This window comes from Bacteroides sp. HPS0048 (assembly GCF_964240755.1).
Lineage (GTDB): Bacteria > Bacteroidota > Bacteroidia > Bacteroidales > Bacteroidaceae > Bacteroides > Bacteroides nordii.
Window position 1 is genome coordinate 24,488 of the sequence record NZ_CAXSVC010000031.1, and the last position, 19,829, is coordinate 44,316.

Genomic DNA, 19,829 nt, shown 5'->3' on the forward strand with positions numbered 1-19,829 from the left:
GTTATCTATTGAGAGGGAGGAAGAGAACGGAGAGGGGAGGTGAGCAAAACGGTGTGCCGGAAACCTTCGCCACCGTATCGTTTGCCGAACCTCCCCGTGCGGGAAGTACCGGTTAGAATAGTCTTCTTTTAGCTCAGAAACTTCATAATATCTTCGTCTGCTGTACTTATTGTGGCTATTCCGAAGTTATCAATCAGTACTTTCCTTATGTTAGGCGAAAGGAAGGCCGGAAGAGTAGGGCCGAGATGTATATTTTTCACTCCTAAAGACAATAAGGCAAGGAGTACGATCACAGCCTTCTGTTCATACCAGGCAATATTGTATATGATTGGTAACTCATTGATATCTTTCAGTCCGAATACTTCTTTCAGTTTCATGGCGATTACTGCCAATGAGTAACTGTCATTACACTGCCCTGCATCCAGAACGCGGGGAATTCCATTAATATCTCCCAATGGCAATTTATTGTAACGGTATTTGGCGCATCCGGCGGTAAGGATTACTGTATCGTGAGGTAATTTCTCAGCAAATTCAGTATAATACTCACGGCTCTTCATACGTCCGTCACAACCTGCCATAACAAAGAATTTGCGGATGGCTCCGCTCTTGACAGCTTCTACCACTTTGTCTGCCAGTGCAATAACCTGTGCGTGTGCAAATCCGCCAACGATCTTACCGCTCTCTATGGCTACGGGTGGCTGGCAGCGTTTGGCATGTTCAATGATAGCAGAGAAATCCTTTTGTCCTCCGTCTTTAGCTTCGGGAATATAAGTTGCACCCTCCAGTCCGCAGGCACCGGTAATGTAGATACGGTCTTTGTAGTTTGCATCCGGGCGGGGAGGTACAATGCAGTTGCTGGTAAACAGTATCGGACCGTTGAAGCTTTCAAACTCTTCTTTCTGCTTCCACCAGGCGTTCCCGTAGTTTCCGGCAAGGTGTTTATACTTTTTTAGTTGCGGATAGTAGTGTGCCGGTAACATTTCACTGTGAGTATAGATATCAATGCCCGTACCTTCTGTCTGCTGTAACAACTCTTCCAGGTCTTTCAGGTCATGTCCGCTGACGAGGATACTCGGGTTATTTCGTACACCGATATTAACTTCCGACAGTTCCGGGTTACCATAGGTTTCTGTATTGGCAGCATCCAGTTGCGCCATGGCTGATACGCCCTGTTTTCCGGTTTCAAGTACCAGGCTGGTAAGTTCGTCTACGGTGATGTCGTCACGGGTTAGTTCGGCAAGAGCATGTTGCATGAAAGCGAATATTTCCGGGGATTCATACCCTAAGTTGTGGGCATGTTCTACGTAAGCTGCCATACCTTTTAGCCCGTAATGTACCAGTTCTTTTAAAGAACGAATGTCTTCGTCCGATGTGCGGAGCACTCCTACGCTTTGGGCTTTTTCTTCAAATTCGTCTTCGTTGCCATTCCAGGTGCATTCATCGGGGGCATGTTCAATAGTCACTTCCTGGGCGAGTTTACTTTTGAGCTTCAATCCTTCCTTGATTTTACGAATGATGGCTTTTTTATCAAAGTTGGCATTGGTGATCGTTATAAAGAGGGCATCAAAGATAAAGCGGTCCGCTTCGTCCGAAGGACGCTTCTCCCAACGTAATTTCTGGTTATACACGGCAATACCTCTTACTACAAAGAGCAGAAGGTCTTGAAGATTAGCAACTTCGGATGTTTTTCCACAAACACCTCTTAGGGTGCAGCCAGTGCCTTTTGCTGTCTCCTGGCATTGATAACAGAACATGTTCATAATTTCTACGTATTTATTGGTTATTAATTGAACGCAAAGGTAGAGGAATGGTTTAAGGCAATTCTGTAACCAATGTTACAAGTTAGTGGAAAATAGAAAGTTAAAAGTTGAAAATGGGCTGCGCGGGTTGTAGTGTAGGAGTAACTTTATTCCTCCCTGTCATTCGAATGGCACTTCTCCGTGTGGGAAGCACTCATCGTCAATTGAATCAACGCTTGTTTTTGTAGGATTGTTATTTGTTTTCTATCTGCTATTATTAGCTTATCTTCTTGCATGTGAGCCAGTTCCCGTGCCAGTGAGGGGCGGGATACTCCGAAGTAATCACTCAATTGTTGTTGGGAGCGATTGAGTGTGATATGTTCACTTTGCTGTTGATTGGATAGGCGAAGCAGATAGGATGCCAGTTTCTGCCGGATTGTTTTGAAGGACATGAAAAACAATTTGTCCGAGAGGGTATGGGCGTAATTAGCAGAGAGGTTCATATAATTTTCCAGAAACTTCTCGTTCTTTCTGAATAGTTTCAGGACACTTGCTTTGGGTATCTCAATCACTTCGGTAGCCTCATTAGCGGTAACTTCTACCGGATAACGATTCTCGTTTCCGAAAAGAAAAAGCGGTGCTATTGCTCTTGGCGCGGCAATGTCTTCTACTTTTATCAACCTTCCGGAGTCGTCAATCATCTCTCCGCGCACACTGCCTTTTATAAGAATTACGAGGCGGTTGCATACATCGCCCTGGTGGGCAAGAATTTCTCCTTTTCGATAAAACCGGGTATGAAAATTAATCTCTCTGAGATCTTCGGTGAGTACATTGGGAGCAATACCATTGAATAGTGGGTTGTTGGCAAGTATTATCATGAGTGGTGTTTCTGTTAATTTGTACTTATATAAATAGATGACCGGACTTTTTTGTTTGAAGAAGCATTGTTGCGGAGGTTATTTAAACTTCAGTATGAACCTGGTTTCTTTTCCTGGCAACAGTGTGATACTTCCGCCGGACAATCTCATGATCTGTCTGGATATGCTAAGACCAATGCCGCTTCCCCCTTCTTTGGTGGTAAAGAAAGGAATAAAAATATGTTCTGCTACTTCCGGCAGGATCACAGGTCCATTGTTCTTTACTTCTATGATTACTTCTTCTGCCTCGTTGCAACAGGCATGGATGGAGATACAACCGTCTGATTGGTCACCTATCGCCTGTATAGCATTTTTCAACAGATTGATAACCACTTGTGAGATGAGGTTTTCATCAGCATACAGAATCAGGTCGGTGGGTGATACGTCAGTCCGGAAAGAGATGTTACCGTCCGGATTCTGGTGCTTTGCCAGCTCTACCATGCGATCTATAAAAGCCTTGACATAGAATAACGATGGTTCGGGTACGGGGATACGTGTGAAACGGCGGTAGGATTCGACAAAAGAAAGCAATCCTTTTCCGGTCGAACTGATTGTTTGCAAACCATTGCATATCTCTTCGTCTTTTGTATCGGCAAGAGAGAGCAAGGTATCACTCAAAGAGGTAATAGGAGTGACTGAGTTCATGATTTCGTGAGTCAGTACGCGTGTCAGGCCTATCCATGAGTCTATTTCCTTATCATCCAGTTCGGTGTTGATATTGTTGAGTGTCAGGATGCGCAGGTGTTCTTTCCGTACGGTGATGTCTGATACACGTATGGATAAATTCACTGTTTCCCGTTCGTTGTTGAAAGTGGTTTGCAGTTTATCTCCCGGGCGACAGGAAGAGAGTATTTCTACTAATCCTGTATCTATCTGACTTAGTTGTTGTACGTGGGTGAATACACTCAATCCGAGCAAACGGAGGGCTTCTTCATTTTTCTGATAGACCGCACCGTTGTCATTCAGTACCAGCAGTCCGGTACTGATACAGTTGAGTATGAGTTCGTAGTACTTTTCCTGTTGTGCCGTGTCTGCCTTTACATTATATAATATACGTCCCACACGGTTAAGGGCACGGTTTATTTCCCAGTTATCGGATGTACTTTCTTCTTCGGGAAAATGAAAGGAGTTATCATTGTTTTCCAACGCATCAATCATGAAAAGCACCTGGCGGGTATGATGGCGATAAAGTCGTAACTGCCACCAAAGACTCCATAGCAGGGCACAAAGGCATATACCCATCCAGATGAAGGTTCCATTTACGGCAAGCAAGGTTGTGGTGATCCCTAAAGAAAGGCTTAGCAGCGTACGAAACCAGTATTTGTCTGTTAGTTGCCGGAGGAGTGAACTCATAAGCCGAACTTTTTCATCTTGTTGTACAACGTCTGCCGTGTAATGCCTAATTGAGCAGCAACGGCGGAAAGATTTCCTCCGCATTTCTCCAACGCTTTTTGTATCATCTTCATTTCCATCTCTTCAAGAGTGGAAGCGGTTGTTTCAGGCATTTCCGTACGGCGGGAGAGTTGGAATATTTCAGCAGGTATTACTGCTCCGTCACAGATGATAATTGCTTTTTCGATAGCATGTTCCAATTCGCGGATATTACCATACCAGGGATGAGCGGTCAGTTTATCTTTGGCAGAAGGTCCGAGACTTATCAAAGTCTTATCATATTGTTTGCAGAATCGGGCGATGAATCGTTCGGCGAGTGGAACGATGTCTTCCTTTCGTTCACGTAGAGGAGGGATTTCTACATGAATCGTATTGATACGGTAGAGTAGGTCCTCACGAAATTCATCCCGGTTTACCATTTCCTGTAAATTACGGTTAGTGGCACAGATAAGACGTATGTCTATCGGTAACGGTTCGTTACTACCTACCCGGACGATGCTCCGTCGTTGGATGGCAGTCAATAGTTTGGCTTGCAGGTGGTAGGGGAGGTTTCCTATTTCATCCAGAAAGAGTGTACTGTGGTTGGCAGCTTCAAATTTACCGGTACGGTCGGCATATGCATCCGTGAATGAGCCTTTTACATGTCCGAATAGTTCGCTCTCAAACAATGATTCTGTGATAGCACCCATATCCACTACTATCATTTCCTCTTGTTTTCGCTGGGAGAGGGCGTGTATTTCCCTTGCCAGCATCTCTTTACCTGTGCCGTTTTCACCGGTGATGAGGATATTGGCATCGGTGACAGCTACTTTCTCTATAAGCTGGCGCAGTTGTTGCATGGCGCTGCTTTCTCCCCAATACATGGAATTACAAGAATTGTTTTCCTGCTTTGTGTGTTTTTTCTTTCCACCTTTTGCCTGGGTGGCGGCAGATAGCAAGGTTTCTACCAGTTTCTGGTTGTCCCAAGGTTTTACGATAAAGTCTGTAGCACCTTCTTTAATACCTTTTACAGCAAGGTCGATATCAGCATAAGCCGTGAAAAGGATAACGGGTAGTGTCGGACGTAGTTTCTTTATTTCATGTAGCCAGAAAAGTCCCTCATTTCCGCTGTTGATACCAGATGTAAAGTTCATATCAAGAAGAATCACTTCGGGAGCTTCTTCGCGCAATACAGCCGGTAAAGTGACGGGTGAAGGAAGAGTGATAACTTTTGTAAAGTAGTTTTTCAGGAGTAGCTGAACGGCTGTCAGTACTCCTTTATTATCATCGACGATAAGAATAGTTCCTTGTTTACTCATAAATTTGAGAGTTAATATCGGAACAAATATACGTAATAAAATGATTTGTGAGTAGTGATTCGTGATAAATGAATAGTCAACTACCGATTCGTACCCCCTATTAAAACAGTTGTAATTTCAATCCAAATGAAAGACTAAGATAGTCTCTGGGACGAAGATAACTATTTGTTGCAGCACTTATCAGATACAGGTCACAGGTACTTAATTCGTAGAAGAAAGTAATTGATTTTGCTGTATATCGTCGTTGGGGATCTATATCATAAGTAAGCCGTTGGCCCAGGAAGATATGTGAACGTATCTTACTGGAGAAACCGTAATATCCTTTGGGGTACCGGTCTGGTTCGTGAACCCAGAATTCATTACCGAATACCGTGTTGAAATAGATACCGCAAGTCAATGGTTCAGTAGAGAAACCTCTGCCCAGGTTGAGGCTCCAGGGCATATAGTTTTGTTTTAGTGTCATGGTCACCTTTGTACGCTTGGAATCATATTTGGGTATAAATCCTAAAAACACATCCGTTTCCCACTGATTCTTTTTTCCGTAATCCCATCCTGTGCCAAAGGACAGTAATCCCATGTTCCCGGCAAACTGTACTTTGGTGTGTGTGGGTATTAGTTTTTCCCAGTGTCCACGGTAGCGGTGGATACGTTTGTCATATTTATTGGGTTTTACAATTGAATCTTGTTGTGCAAAGCTGCCGGGACTGAATAGCAGAAGCATTAGTCCGGCACAAAGAGCATATTTAAAAGTTGACCAGTTCATAAGTATAATTGTCAGGGGTAATAGTAAATAACATGTAGCTACGGTGTTTCATGCAATCGCTTCCATAGTATATAACGCCATCGTCAAAAAGATCGTCCGTGCTTACTCTATGGTCATGTGCATTCAGGCAAAACTGTAACTGGGGATACTGTGTTATGTAACGTTGAAAGACTTTTGAAACATTGTTATTGAATACGTCGGAACCGGGTCTTGCGTGCATTGCTACTACGGTCTTCTCAAATTCATCTTGTCGCTCCGTCAGTTGGTTCTCAATAAAATTGAAATCAGGTATCGGCTCAGAATAATCAAACTCCAATGCATTTGTGTTGAGGCAAACAAACTTTGTGTTTCCTGCAATGAAAGAGAAATTTGCCGGACCGAATATTTTGGTATATGCTTCTCTTCCCGTTCCTAAGCAATCATGGTTTCCCAATAAAACCACATAGGGAACTTTCAGGCTATTCATGAGATCGCGCTGCCATATAAACTCACTGGTGACACCGAAATCGCTTACATCTCCTCCGTGAATGACAAAGTCTATGTTTTTCAGTTGGTTGATGGAGCTTATACACTTCTCAGTTTCGTCATACCACCGTTGCGAATCGCCCATGGCTACAAAACGGATGGTTGTTTTGTCTTTACAGTTGGCTTCTATTCTTTTGATGTTTTTGGCATTGACCTCTGTTTCTCCTTTGATATGTACATCGTATGGATGATAATCTATCATATCGCATCCTGAAAGTAGAAACAGATAAATCAAGAAGCCGCTAATCTTTTTTTTCTTCATACTCCTAATTCGTTAATTGAAAACTTCGCGCAAAGATAAAGTTTTCTTCTTGGCGAACAATAGATGCTTACTCCGATTCAGTGTTATAGAACAATTTTGGAGAAGTATTGTCTAATAATTAGACGAACGTTGTCTAATAATTAGACAGCTGTACAAAACCTGTTTTCTTGTACTTCTTTGTTTCTCAATGTTTTAATTGCTTTGGCATACTTTCTGCTTTATAAAGAGAAACATAGAATCTGTTTTTATGAAACAAATGCTGATGAATAAAACAATTAATATGATTTCTTTAAGATTAACTGGCTTCATGCATTGCCAGCGGGAGAGGTGACGTTGTGAAACGTTTCTTCTCCGTTTCTGAAAAGAACAATTAACTTTGCAAGATATATGAGACAACTTTATTATGTAATTAGAACATTGCTTCGGGGACGCGGTTCCAATCTTATCAAGATCATCTCTCTTGGACTGGGATTGACGATGAGCATTTTGTTGTTTGCCCGTGTGGCATTCGAACAGAGTTTCGACAAATGCTACAAAGATTATGACAACCTTTATCAGGTTTTCTCTATTTTCACTGTTAACGGTGAAAAGAGCGAACCGCAGGATATGAATTACGGTCCTGTGGCAGGTGCTATCCTTGATAATTTCCCTGAAGAGGTAGAAGCTGCTACCAGCATTTGTAAATGGGCGGCATCATTACCTCTATATAACGGAAGCGTCCGGTTTGATGATAATAAGATAATGGCAGATTCGCTCTTCTTTCAGACAATGGGTATTGAGGTGCTTAGCGGTAATCCGAGAGATCTGATGCAGAAGGATGTTATTTTCCTGAGCGATCGTCTGGCTACAAAAATCTTTGGTGGAGAGAATCCTGTCGGTAAAGTACTCAGATATAATAAATCCATGGAAATGACGGTAAAAGGTACCTATGCCGCTTTACCCGAAAACACAACCTTACGCCCTGAGGCTGTGATATCTATGCCCAGCATGTGGAGTCGTGATATAGGAAACTATTCCTGGAATGGTGGCGACAGTTACTTTGAATACATCCGTTTCCGCCCCGGGGCAGATAAGGAAGCTGTCATTGCACGTCTGGACGGTATGATACAGAAATATCTTCCTAAAGAGGGTGAGGGAATGTATGGCTATACAGCTGTGGTGAAACCCATCCGTGACGTATACCGTAATTATGACGAGGTAAAACGGATGAAGAGTATAATGAGTATTTTAGGATTTGCGATTCTTTTCATTGCCGGATTGAACTATGTGCTTATTTCTATTTCTTCATTGGCTTACCGTGCCAAGTCCGTGGGTGTACATAAGAGTAGTGGCGCGAGCGGTGGTAAGGTTTTTGGAATGTTCCTGCTGGAGACCGGTATCATTATTCTGCTGGCACTGTTGCTGATGTTACTGATATTAGTGAACTTCCGCGAGTTTTTTGAAGATACAACCGCTGCCAAACTGGAGTCATTGTTTGCTTTTGACAGGCTTTGGGTACCGTTATTTACTGTGTTCCTATTGTTTCTGGTAGGTGGCATATTGCCGGGACGAATGTTTGCGCGGATACCTGTGTCGCAAGTATTCCATCGCTATACGGAGGGGAAAAAGGGTTGGAAACGTCCGTTGCTGTTTATTCAGTTTGCTGGAGTAACTTTTATATGCGGATTGATGTGTGTAGTGATGGTTCAATACAAATATGTATTGAACAAAGATACGGGCTATAATCCGAAACAGGTTGTTTATAGCTATTCCACCTTTGGCGGTACATCAGAAGACAGTAATTATGCCCGTCAGTTCTTCAAAGGATTGCCCTATGTGGAGAGTGTTTCATCAGCTTCATACCCTCCGTGCATTGGTTTTAGCGGTATGATGATACAGAATGAGGGTGGACAGGCACTTTTTTCTTCCCGTTTTTGTGAGGAAGAAGAAAACTATCCCGCTATGATGGGAATGAAGATGAAACAGGGACGTATGGCCCGCGAAAAGGATGAAGTGGTGGTGAATGAGAACTTTGCAGAACGGATGCGTTGGGGAAATGAGATAGTAGGTCGTATCGTTCATGCTGAAGGCAGTACTTACAAAGTTGTGGGAGTATTGAAAGACTTTCGTACCAATAGTTTTTATAACGAACAGGAACCGCTCATTGTCCATTGTTACAAAAACTTTGGTAATTGTATCCACGTTCGTTTGAAAGAACCTTTTGCCGAGAATTTACGTAAGCTGAATGAGGAATCCTCTGAAGCTTTCCCCGATAAAACAGTCAGTTTCCGTAGTCTGGAGCAGAGTATGGCAGAGAATTATAACGCATTACGCGTGTTTCGCAATGCCACACTGATGGCAACTATAGCCATGTTCTTTGTGATGCTGATGGGATTGATAGGTTACACGGCAGATGAGGTGCGCCGACGTAGTAAAGAGATTGCCATCCGCAAAGTGAATGGAGCCGAAGCATCCGGTATTCTGGAACTTCTGTCCAAAGATGTTCTCTATGTGGCATTGCCGGCAACAGTTATCGGCAGCGTAGCATCGTGGTACGTCAATACGATGTGGATGGATATGTTTGCCGAACACGTACCGCTTAACTGGATGGTGTATGTATGGGTGGTTATAGGTGTCCTCATTGTTATTGTTGCCTGTGTTGTCTGGAAGGCATGGCGCATAGCCAATGAAAATCCGGTGAATAGTATAAAGAGTGAATAAACAGAAGATAAATCAATAAAATAAATAGCAGTATGATACAGATTGAAAACATTAGTAAGGTATTTCGCACTTCAGAAGTAGAAACCGTAGCATTGAATCATGTTAACCTAAATGTTAAGGAAGGAGAGTTTGTTGCCATAATGGGACCTTCGGGTTGTGGCAAGTCTACACTATTGAATATTCTTGGGCTATTGGATAACCCTACTGAAGGCTCCTATAAATTGTTAGGAGAAGAAGTAGCCGGACTGAAAGAAAAAGAACGTACCCGCGTGCGTAAAGGCAAACTGGGATTTGTATTCCAGAGTTTTAACCTGATAGACGAACTGAACGTCTATGAGAATGTGGAACTCCCCCTGACGTACCTCGGCATAAAGGCATCCGAACGTCGCCGCATGGTAGAAGACATCCTGAAACGAATGAATATCAGCCATCGTGCCAAACACTTTCCTCAGCAACTCTCGGGTGGACAGCAACAGCGTGTAGCCATTGCCCGTGCGGTAGTCACTAACCCCAAACTGATTCTTGCCGATGAGCCTACCGGTAATCTGGACTCAAAAAACGGTGCCGAAGTGATGGCTTTACTTACCGAACTTAATAAGGAAGGAACTACTATCATTATGGTAACTCACTCTCAGCACGATGCTTCGTTTGCACATCGTACGGTACACCTCTTCGATGGTAGTGTTGTGGCAAGTGTAACGGCATAAAATAAGAAAAACAATGAGACAAATCTATTATAGTATACGAACTCTATTGCGCGAACGCGGCTCCAATATCATAAGGATTATCTCCCTTTCTCTGGGACTTACCATTGGTATTCTGCTCTTTTCGCAAATAGCTTTCGAACTGAGTTATGAGAAGTGCTACCCGGAGGCAGAGCGTCTGGCAATGGTACGTTGCCAGATGACCAATCTCAGTACAGGTGAGGTAATGGGAGACGATGGAACCAATTACGATTACACCGTTTTTGATCCGGTAGCTGCTGTATTGGCACAAGATATGCCGAAAGAGATTGAGAGCGCCAGTTGTGTTTATCCTGCCAAAGAGTACCATATATATAATGAAGATAAACTGCTGCCTGATGTGAATTATATATTTGTGGATACCTGCTTCTTTCAGACTTTTGGTATACCGGTATTGAAAGGTAACCCCAAAGACCTGATTATGCCCGGAAGTGTTTTTGTATCCGAGCACTTTGCCCGTGAAACTTTTGGAGACACAGATCCTATCGGAAGAATTCTCTCTGCAGACAAACAGCATGATTTTACCATTCGTGGTATCTATAAGGATGTTCCCGAAAATACAATGCTTACTCATGACTTTGTAGTCTCTGTCCATAAGGATGGAGGATATCAGGGTGGATACGGCTGGAAAGGGAATGACGTCTTTTATGCATTCTTACGCTTGCGTCATGCTTCGGATGTGGATGAGGTGAATAATAATATCCAACGGGTAATAGAGAAATATACGGAGAGCCAGTTTGATGATTGGAAGATAGACTTTAGCGTTATTCCACTTGTAAAGCGCCACTTGGATTCTTCCGAAGTACAAAAGCGGCTGATTATTTATGGTTTCTTGGGCTTTGCCATTTTCTTTGTGGCTATTATGAACTACATGCTGATCTCAATTGCTACACTGAGCCGTCGTGCCAAAGGCGTAGGAGTGCATAAATGTAGCGGTGCCAGTTCAGCCAACATATTTGGTATGTTTCTGGCAGAGACAGGAATTCTTGTCTTGATTTCGGTTTTGATTAGCATGTTGCTGATAGTCAATGCACGCGAGGTTATTGAAGATCTGCTTTCAGTTCGTCTTTCTTCTCTTTTTGTATGGGATACGCTTTGGGTTCCGCTACTGACTATTGGGATACTTTTTGTACTGGCTGGATGTATACCGGGACGTTTGTTTTCACGTATTCCCGTTACGCAGGTGTTTCGCCGGCATACTGACGGTAAAAAGAGCTGGAAACGTTCCTTGCTGTTTATACAGTTTATAGGAGTATCTTTTGTACTCGGTTTGTTATTGGTCACTTTGTTGCAATATAGTCATCTGATGAATCGTGATATGGGAATCAAGACCTTGGGATTGACAGAAGCCGAAAGTTGGGTTTACAGCGAAACGGTAGAACACATTAAAGATGAATTACGCCGTCAGCCAATGGTAGAGGATGTGACAGCTGCAACGCATAGTGTGCTGGGACAATACTGGACGCGGGGCTTGATGAGTAACGAAGGTAAACGCATTGCCACACTCAATTTTAATATCTGTCACTACAACTATCCCGAAGTAATGGGAATGGAAATACTGCAAGGTTCCACCTTGAAGAAAAAGGGAGATTTGTTGGTAAATGAAGAGTTAGTGCGCTTAATGAAGTGGACAGATGGAGGAGTAGGAAAAAATCTGAATGATGTGCAAGGAACGATTGTAGGAGTCTTTCGTGATGTACGCAACGAAAGTTTCTATTCTGCCCAGTCGCCTATTGTTCTGATAGGAAATGAAGAACAGAATTTCCATGCATTCAATGTCCGCCTGAAAGAACCTTATGATGAGAACCTGAAACGCCTGAACGAGTTTATGGGAAAGACTTTCCCTAATATATCTCTCCATTTTGTTCCGGTGGACCGTATGGTGAAGGATGGATATAAAGATGTATACCGTTTCCGCAATTCTGTATGGATTACTTCCGGCTTTATACTGCTTATTGTTATCATGGGACTGATTGGTTACGTGAATGATGAAACGCAACGTCGCAGTAAGGAGATAGCCATCCGGAAAGTAAACGGTGCTGAGGCTTCACAAATACTGCGGTTGCTGGCAGGTGATATTCTGTATGTATCGGTGTTGGCTGTAGTACTTGGTACGGTTATTTCTTACTTTATAGGGCGAGCCTGGCTTGATCAGTTTGCCGAGCAGATTGATCTGAATCCATTGCTTTTCGTGGGTATTGCATTCGTAACGTTGCTACTCATCGTTACCTGTGTGGTACTCAAGGCATGGCACATTGCTAATGAGAATCCGGTAAAGAGTATTAAAAATGAGTGATCATGCGACAACTTTATTACACGATACAGAACCTTATTCGTGGGAGAGGTTCCAATCTTATTAAGATAATCTCTCTTACTCTGGGGCTATTTGTTGGTATTCTGCTCTTTGCCAGTGTTGCTTTTCAGTTGAGCTTCCACAACTTCTTTCGCCAGCCGGAACAGTTGTATCTCACTTATATGACTAATACTCTGAATGGTGCAGAAGGGAAAGCATTCTCTCATACTTTTGGGCCTCTTTCTGCTGCGTTGAAAGAGAATTTCCCGAATGAAGTAGAAGATGCTACGACCTTACGTGACTGGGGGAACGTAGTATTGTATAATGGAGATACCAGGTTGCAGGAATATATGGCATATGGAGATGAAAACCTGTTTGCTACATTGGGCTTGAAGGTATTGGTAGGTAAACCGGAGGACCTGGTGTCTCCGGATGTTATTTTCATCTCGCATACTTTGGCAAAGAAGATAGGAGCGATGGATGGTGAATTATCTTCCGTCATAGGCAAGAATCTGTATCAGGATCGTAAACAACCCATGATGGTTCGCGGAGTGTTTGAAGACTTGAAGGAGAATACAGATATTTCTTTTGATGTAGTAATGCCTATGGCTTCTCTGTGGAGAGACAACCGTGCTGGCTGGGGATATGATATTAGTTATATGGCTATTATCCGTTTTCGTGATGAGACCGGTATGAAGACAGTAGAAGCCCGTCTGCCTGATATGTTGAAGAAGTATATGCCGAACTTTAACAAGAGGGAAAATAATCGTTGGGAATGTTCTTTCCGGCCTTTGTCCGATCTCCACTCTACCAATCCTACGGTGAGGACAATGGTGCTTGTTATGTCTGTTCTTGCCATTGTGATTTTGCTGATAGCAGCATTCAATTATGTATTAATATCGGTTGCCTCTCTGGCGAGGCGTGCCAAAGCTGTAGGAGTACATAAGTGTAGTGGGGCTACTGGAGGTACCGTATTTCGGATGTTTTTCACAGAGACTGTTCTGATTGTTTTGCTTGCTATCCTGTTTACGGTATTGCTCATGTTCCAGTTCCGGGATTTTGTTGAAGAAACTACAGCTGCCCGTTTGGTATCACTCTTTACATGGCGTACGTTATGGGTACCGGTTCTGGTGGTGATTGCTGTACTTTTGCTGGCTGGTATTATGCCCGCAGGATTGTTCTCTTCTATTCCTGTGACACAGGTATTCCATCGTTATACCGAACGGAGAACCGCATGGAAGCGCCCGTTGCTTTTCATTCAGTTTATGGGAATGACGTTTATCTTTGGTTTCCTTATTATAGTACTTGGACAGTATCAAACGGTAATGAATAAAGATTTGGGCTATAACCCTGACAGGGTAGTCATGTGTTGGCATCAGTTTGGTAATGAAGAGGGGAATACAAAAAGCTTCTTTAAGAACCTCCCGATGGTAGAAGACTATGCAGCAGCTGCACAAATGATTTGTTACGGTTATAGTGGCGATACTTTTGATGTGGGTGAAAGCAGAGGAGTTGATGCCCGTGTTGACTGGATCAATACGGATTTTGTACCTATGATGGGCATTCCTGTGCTGGAGGGAAAGAATATTGCGGTTGAAGGTGAAATACTGGTGAATGAAGAATTTGTGCGGCAGGCACGCTGGACGGATAGTCCTATAGGGAAGAGGATTCAGTACGGACGGAGAGACTACATTGTGGTAGGTGTTGTAGGAGATTATGCCATAAGAAGTGCTTATCATCCGCAAGAACCTATATTATTAATGACCAGCCAGAATCCCGGCTTTAATTACCTTCGTCTGAAAGAGCCTTTCGAGCAAAATCTTGTAGATCTCAACCAACAGATGGCAGAAGCCTTTCCTACCGATGATGTTGTGTTCTTGTCATTACCCCAGATGTTGGAGGAGCAATATACGGATGTCCGTCGTTTTCGGAATGCAGTTGTCTTGGCTTCCATCTCTATTTTCCTGATAGCATTAATGGGATTGATTGGCTATACCAATGACGAAGTTCGTTACCGCAGTAAAGAGATTGCCATTCGTAAAGTGAATGGGGCCGAAGCTTCGGGGATTTTACGATTACTTTCAGAAAATATCCTATGGACTGCATTGCCGGCTGTAATCATCGGTGCACTGCTTGCTCATCTTATCAGTAACAAATGGTTGGAGCAGTTCAGTGACTCCGTACAATTGGGTATTTGTGCACATATCGGGGTAGCACTCTTTGTATTGGCACTGATTATATGCACCGTTGTCTTTCGTGCATGGAATGTGGCGAATGAGAATCCGGTGAAGAGTATTAAAAATGAGTGATAAGTGAGTAGTGATGAGTGATTAGTGCCATGCGGCATATTAGCGCAGCCACTAATCACTTATCACTACTCACTATTTTTAAACTTTTTCTTCCTTTTGTTTGTTATTCTTCATATAAAACGTACTTTAGCGTTTGCTATCATTTAACTACGTGTTTGTTTATGAAGAATACACTCCTGAATATCTGGAACTTCTATCTTGAGGGCTTTCGTAGCATGACCTTAGGTCGTACTTTGTGGCTTATCATTCTCGTGAAGTTGTTTATCATGTTTTTTATTCTTAAAATATTTTTCTTTCCAAACTTCCTGGGACATCTGTCTTCGGATAAAGAAAAAAGTGAATACGTGGGCGCAGAACTTATTCGGCGGGCTATTCCGCCGGAAGACTGATTACGTTCTCTTTCTCATCACCTTTACTACTTCGAGCTAATAACAACTAACTACAAAATAATATGATTGAAAGTATTGACACCTCATTGATTGATTGGTCGAGAGCCCAATTTGCGATGACAGCCATGTACCATTGGATCTTTGTTCCGCTCACCCTTGGGCTTGCGGTTGTAATGGCTATCATGGAAACACTGTATTACAAGACAGGTAATGAATTCTGGAAGCACACAGCTAAGTTTTGGATGAAACTATTCGGTATTAACTTTGCCGTCGGCGTTGCTACCGGATTAATTCTCGAATTTGAGTTTGGAACCAACTGGAGTAATTATTCCTGGTTTGTAGGGGATATCTTTGGAGCACCGCTTGCCATTGAAGGTATTCTGGCCTTTTTTATGGAAGCCACGTTTATTGCTGTAATGTTCTTTGGATGGGATAAAGTAAGCAAACGATTCCATCTTGCCTCTACCTGGCTTACCGGATTGGGAGCGACAATCTCTGCCTGGTGGATTTTAGTTGCCAATGCTTGGATGCAGCATCCGGTAGGGATGGAATTCAATCCGGAAAGTGTTCGTAATGAGATGGTGGACTTTTGGGCAGTGGCCCTTTCGCCTGTGGCAGTCAATAAATTCTTTCATACGGTGCTGAGTGGATGGGTACTGGGTGCTATCTTTGTGGTAGGTGTCAGTTGCTGGTATCTTTTAAAGAAGCGGAATACGAAGTTTGCCATGTCGAGTATCAAGATCGGAGCAATCTTTGGTTTGACGGCTTCTTTGCTTGCTTTGTGGACGGGCGATGGTTCCGGCTATCAGATTGCACAAACGCAACCCATGAAACTGGCTGCTGTAGAAGGCTATTATGAAGGACAGGAGGGTGCCGGACTGGTAGCTATCGGTATGCTGAACCCTGAGAAGAAGACCTATGATGATGGGGTGAAACCTTTTCTCTTCCGCATTGAAGTACCCAAACTGCTTTCTTTGCTGGCAGAACGCGAGATGAATGCTTTTGTTCCCGGTATCAATAATATTATTGAAGGAGGATATATGCAGAAGGATGGTACGATAGCCCTTTCTGCTGCCGAAAAAATGGAACGTGGACGAACGGCGATTGCTGCACTGGAGGCCTATAAAGCGGCAAAAGCGGCAGGTAATGAAGCTGATGCACAGCTTGCCTATTCGGTATTAAAAGAGAATGTTCCGTATTTTGGTTATGGATATATCAAGGATGTGAACGAGTTAGTGCCCAATGTTCCGTTAAACTTCTATGCATTCCGCGTGATGGTAATGCTTGGAGGGTATTTTATCCTGTTCTTTATGCTGGTTCTCTTCTTTGTTTATAAGAAAGACTTGTCGAAGATGCGCTGGATGCAATACATCGCTTTGTGGACTATTCCGTTAGGCTATATTGCCGGACAAGCGGGATGGGTAGTAGCAGAATGTGGTCGTCAGCCTTGGGCGATACGCGATATGATGCCTACCTCAGTGGCTATTTCCAAACTGGATGTTGGTTCTGTTCAAGCCACGTTCTTTATCTTTGTGGTGTTGTTCACCGTCATGCTGATTGCAGAGATCGGTATCATGTTGCGTGAGATAAAGAAAGGACCTCAGGTTTCTGAAAAGGATTCTGGCTACTAATTACTAACTTCTAACTCCTTTAAATTATGAGTACATATATATTCCTACAACATTATTGGTGGCTGATAGTCTCTTTATTAGGGGCTATACTCGTATTCTTGCTGTTTGTGCAGGGTGGAAATTCGTTGCTTTTCTGTCTGGGAAAGACAGAAGAACACCGTAAAATGATGGTTAATTCTACCGGGCGCAAGTGGGAGTTCACTTTTACTACCCTGGTAACGTTTGGCGGAGCTTTCTTTGCCTCTTTTCCTTTGTTTTATAGCACAAGCTTTGGTGGTGCATACTGGCTGTGGATGATTATTTTATTCAGCTTTGTGCTGCAAGCTGTCAGTTATGAGTTTCAGAGTAAAGCAGGCAACCTGTTGGGCAAAAAGACGTATCAGACGTTTTTGGTGATCAATGGGGTAGTAGGTCCGTTGCTGCTTGGTGGTGCTGTGGCTACTTTCTTTACCGGTTCTGATTTTTATATCAATAAAGCGAATATGGGCAATATAATGATGCCCGTTATCAGTCAGTGGGGCAACGGTTGGCACGGATTGGATGCTTTACTTAATCCGTGGAATGTCGTTCTGGGGTTGGCAGTGTTCTTTCTGGCGCGTGTTTTAGGATTGCTTTATTTTATTAATAATATTGCAGATGATGCATTGATTACTAAATGTCGCCGGGCGCTTTACGCCAATGCAGGGCTTTTCCTTGTTTTTTTCCTGGCTTTCGTTATTCGTACACTATTGGCTGATGGATATGCTGTAAATCCGGATACTAAAGAGATTTATATGGAACCATATAAGTATCTGAACAACTTCCTGGCGATGCCTGCTGTATTGGCTACTTTCCTGATCGGTGTGGTGCTGGTATTATTCGGTATTCTGCGTACCCTTCTGAAAAAGACATTTGATAAAGGAATCTGGTTTGCCGGTGGTGGTACGATACTGACAGTGCTTGCTCTGTTACTTATAGCCGGATATAATAATACTGCTTACTATCCGTCATTCACTGATATCCAGAGTTCACTAACGTTGAGCAACAGTTGCTCCAGCCAGTTTACCCTGAAGACAATGGCGTATGTATCTATTCTCGTGCCTTTCGTTATTGCTTATATTTTCTATGCATGGCGTAGCATTGATAAGAAGAAAATAGATGCAGAGGAGATGGATGAAGGGGGACACGCTTATTGAGTGGACAGTTATTTAATTGACAGTGGACAATTGACAATTGACAGTGTGCTGCGCTATGGGGCAATGCACTTTCCCCGTCTTAAAGGGTATCCCCTCTCAGAGGGGGATGGGCTATGTACTCCCGCTGCATAATTAATCAAATTGTCAATTGAATAACTGTCAATTGTCAACTGTCCACTGTCAATTGAATAACTGTCAAATTGTATTTCTATAAGTCAAGGAGTGCTCTATTTCCTGCCCATTGTATGCTGGATAAAAAGAATGGACTGTAGAGCGTTAAACTTTTTGCAGTTTGATAATAAAACAACAGGATGGATGACTAATGGAACGTCATTCATCCTGTTTTATTTTCCAAAGGTTCTTTCTTCTTGTTTTTCGGCTTTATTTTGCTATCAGGAGATATTCTCTCAGCGAGAGAGAAATAGAATCGGATAATCCTTTTTTTCTTCCCCGGAGCCGAACCTATTGCTCCCCGGAGCCGAGCCGTTCCCTCCCCGGAGCCGAGCCGTTCCCTCCTCGGAGCCGAGGAAGTGCCTCCCCGGAGCCGAGGAACTTTTTGCACACAAGAAAACTGAACTTTCCATGGCATGAAACGGTGATTATTCCGGTATTATATCCACCTTTTCCAGGTGTATAACGCCCCTTTTTCTATTTTTTATGATGCAATGTTCTCTGTTTTCTCTCTACTTCGTCTCTTTTTTTAAAAGAGTGTGTCAGTAAAAAGAACAGTTCTCTGTTATTTTGCTACGTTATTTACTGGTTTACCTGCCATATAGGCTTTCAGGTTTTCCAGCATAATTCCCATTAACCGTTCGCGGGCAGCGGTGGTAGCCCAGGCAATGTGTGGGGTAATATAGCAATTGCGTGCCGTCAATAACGGATTATCTGCACGAGGCGGTTCAGTAGAAAGTACATCTACGCCGGCTGCATAAATCTTTTTCTGATTGAGGGCGTCGGCAAGGTCTTGTTCGTTTACCAACAGGCCACGTCCGGTATTAATAAGTATAGCTGTGGGTTTCATCAACGCCAGTCTACATGCATTTACCAATTCACGTGTCTGTTCAGTTAGCGGGCAGTGCAGGCTCACTATATCGCACTCACGGAAAATCTGGTCAAGTTCCATCTTCTTGATTTCCGGCGGCAGTTGCAGACGCGACTTAGAAGTGTATGCCCATACCTTCATACCGAAACCGATGGCAATACGGGCTGTATTGTATCCTGTTTGTCCTAAACCGATAAGGCCGATTTTCTTTCCAAGCAATTCAATGAGCGGAGTATCCCAGAAGCAGAAGTCAGGGCTGTTGGTCCAGCGTCCTTTATGAACCTCTTCGGAGTGGTGTTGCACCTGTTGAGTGATGTTCAGGATATGTGCAAATACCATTTGCCCCACAGAGGGCGTGCTGTATGCGGGGATATTGGTTACTATGATTCCGCGTGCACGGGCAGCGTCAATATCTATGATATTATATCCGGTAGCCAGTACTCCGATGTACTTCAATTCGGGCAGGGCTGCTATATGTTCTGCGGTAATCACTACTTTATTGGTAAGAATGGCTTCTGCACCGGCAGCACGTTCCAATACTTCTTCGGGAGCAGTACGGTCGTAAATCGTGCATTCACCCAGTGCCTTCAGGCCTTCCCAGCATAAATCGCCGGGGTTGGCGGCATAACCGTCTAATACTACAATTTTCAT

15 protein-coding genes are annotated in these 19,829 nt (G+C 43.3%); 7 read left to right on the plus strand and 8 right to left on the minus strand.

Annotated features, from left to right (window positions below; translation table 11 throughout):
- Window positions 1-128: 128 nt before the first annotated feature.
- The 6 genes from hcp to ACESQI_RS19170 all read right to left on the minus strand — a co-directional run bounded on the left by hcp (window position 129) and on the right by ACESQI_RS19170 (window position 6,896).
- A complete protein-coding gene (gene hcp / locus ACESQI_RS19145) occupies window positions 129-1,760 on the minus strand; it encodes a hydroxylamine reductase (protein ID WP_195349680.1) in 1,632 nt (543 codons plus the stop codon).
- A gap of 146 nt (window positions 1,761-1,906) precedes the next feature.
- Complete coding sequence (locus ACESQI_RS19150) at window positions 1,907-2,617, minus strand: Crp/Fnr family transcriptional regulator (protein WP_373126803.1); 711 nt, start codon at window positions 2,615-2,617, stop codon at window positions 1,907-1,909.
- 78 nt (window positions 2,618-2,695) lie between these two features.
- Window positions 2,696-4,009 (minus strand): PAS domain-containing sensor histidine kinase, encoded by a 1,314-nt coding sequence (locus ACESQI_RS19155; protein ID WP_122201628.1) that lies wholly within the window; start codon window positions 4,007-4,009, stop codon window positions 2,696-2,698.
- A complete protein-coding gene (locus ACESQI_RS19160; protein ID WP_195349676.1) occupies window positions 4,006-5,346 on the minus strand; it encodes a sigma-54 dependent transcriptional regulator in 1,341 nt (446 codons plus the stop codon). Before ACESQI_RS19160 ends, ACESQI_RS19155 begins: the two co-directional genes overlap by 4 nt.
- Window positions 5,347-5,446: 100 nt before the next feature.
- A complete protein-coding gene (locus ACESQI_RS19165; protein WP_223382408.1) occupies window positions 5,447-6,067 on the minus strand; it encodes a hypothetical protein in 621 nt (206 codons plus the stop codon).
- 22 nt (window positions 6,068-6,089) lie between these two features.
- Window positions 6,090-6,896: a metallophosphoesterase gene (locus ACESQI_RS19170; protein ID WP_002560619.1), complete on the minus strand. Its 807-nt coding sequence runs from the start codon at window positions 6,894-6,896 to the stop codon at window positions 6,090-6,092.
- Window positions 6,897-7,283: 387 nt separating this feature from the next.
- Between ACESQI_RS19170 and ACESQI_RS19175 the strand changes: the two genes are divergently transcribed.
- From ACESQI_RS19175 to cydB, 7 genes are all read left to right on the plus strand, one after another.
- Window positions 7,284-9,596, plus strand: coding sequence for an ABC transporter permease (locus ACESQI_RS19175; protein ID WP_373126806.1), 2,313 nt, complete (start codon window positions 7,284-7,286; stop codon window positions 9,594-9,596).
- A gap of 32 nt (window positions 9,597-9,628) precedes the next feature.
- Entirely contained in the window at window positions 9,629-10,303 is a 675-nt protein-coding gene (locus ACESQI_RS19180) for an ABC transporter ATP-binding protein (RefSeq protein ID WP_007485251.1), read from the plus strand.
- Window positions 10,304-10,316: 13 nt separating this feature from the next.
- Window positions 10,317-12,635, plus strand: coding sequence for an ABC transporter permease (locus ACESQI_RS19185; RefSeq protein WP_002560615.1), 2,319 nt, complete (start codon window positions 10,317-10,319; stop codon window positions 12,633-12,635).
- Window positions 12,636-12,637: 2 nt separating this feature from the next.
- A complete protein-coding gene (locus ACESQI_RS19190) occupies window positions 12,638-14,941 on the plus strand; it encodes an ABC transporter permease (RefSeq protein WP_373126809.1) in 2,304 nt (767 codons plus the stop codon).
- A gap of 161 nt (window positions 14,942-15,102) precedes the next feature.
- A complete protein-coding gene (locus tag ACESQI_RS19195) occupies window positions 15,103-15,330 on the plus strand; it encodes a DUF4492 domain-containing protein (RefSeq protein ID WP_007485254.1) in 228 nt (75 codons plus the stop codon).
- A gap of 62 nt (window positions 15,331-15,392) precedes the next feature.
- Complete coding sequence (locus tag ACESQI_RS19200) at window positions 15,393-16,961, plus strand: cytochrome ubiquinol oxidase subunit I (RefSeq protein WP_373126811.1); 1,569 nt, start codon at window positions 15,393-15,395, stop codon at window positions 16,959-16,961.
- A 26-nt stretch (window positions 16,962-16,987) separates the two neighbouring features.
- Window positions 16,988-18,136, plus strand: coding sequence for a cytochrome d ubiquinol oxidase subunit II (cydB, locus tag ACESQI_RS19205; RefSeq protein ID WP_007485257.1), 1,149 nt, complete (start codon window positions 16,988-16,990; stop codon window positions 18,134-18,136).
- Window positions 18,137-18,470: 334 nt separating this feature from the next.
- On the opposite strand, the gene ACESQI_RS19210 is transcribed toward cydB, so the two are convergent.
- Window positions 18,471-18,725 (minus strand): hypothetical protein, encoded by a 255-nt coding sequence (locus ACESQI_RS19210; protein ID WP_373126813.1) that lies wholly within the window; start codon window positions 18,723-18,725, stop codon window positions 18,471-18,473.
- Window positions 18,726-18,872: 147 nt separating this feature from the next.
- A complete protein-coding gene (locus tag ACESQI_RS19215; protein ID WP_195349888.1) occupies window positions 18,873-19,829 on the minus strand; it encodes a D-2-hydroxyacid dehydrogenase in 957 nt (318 codons plus the stop codon).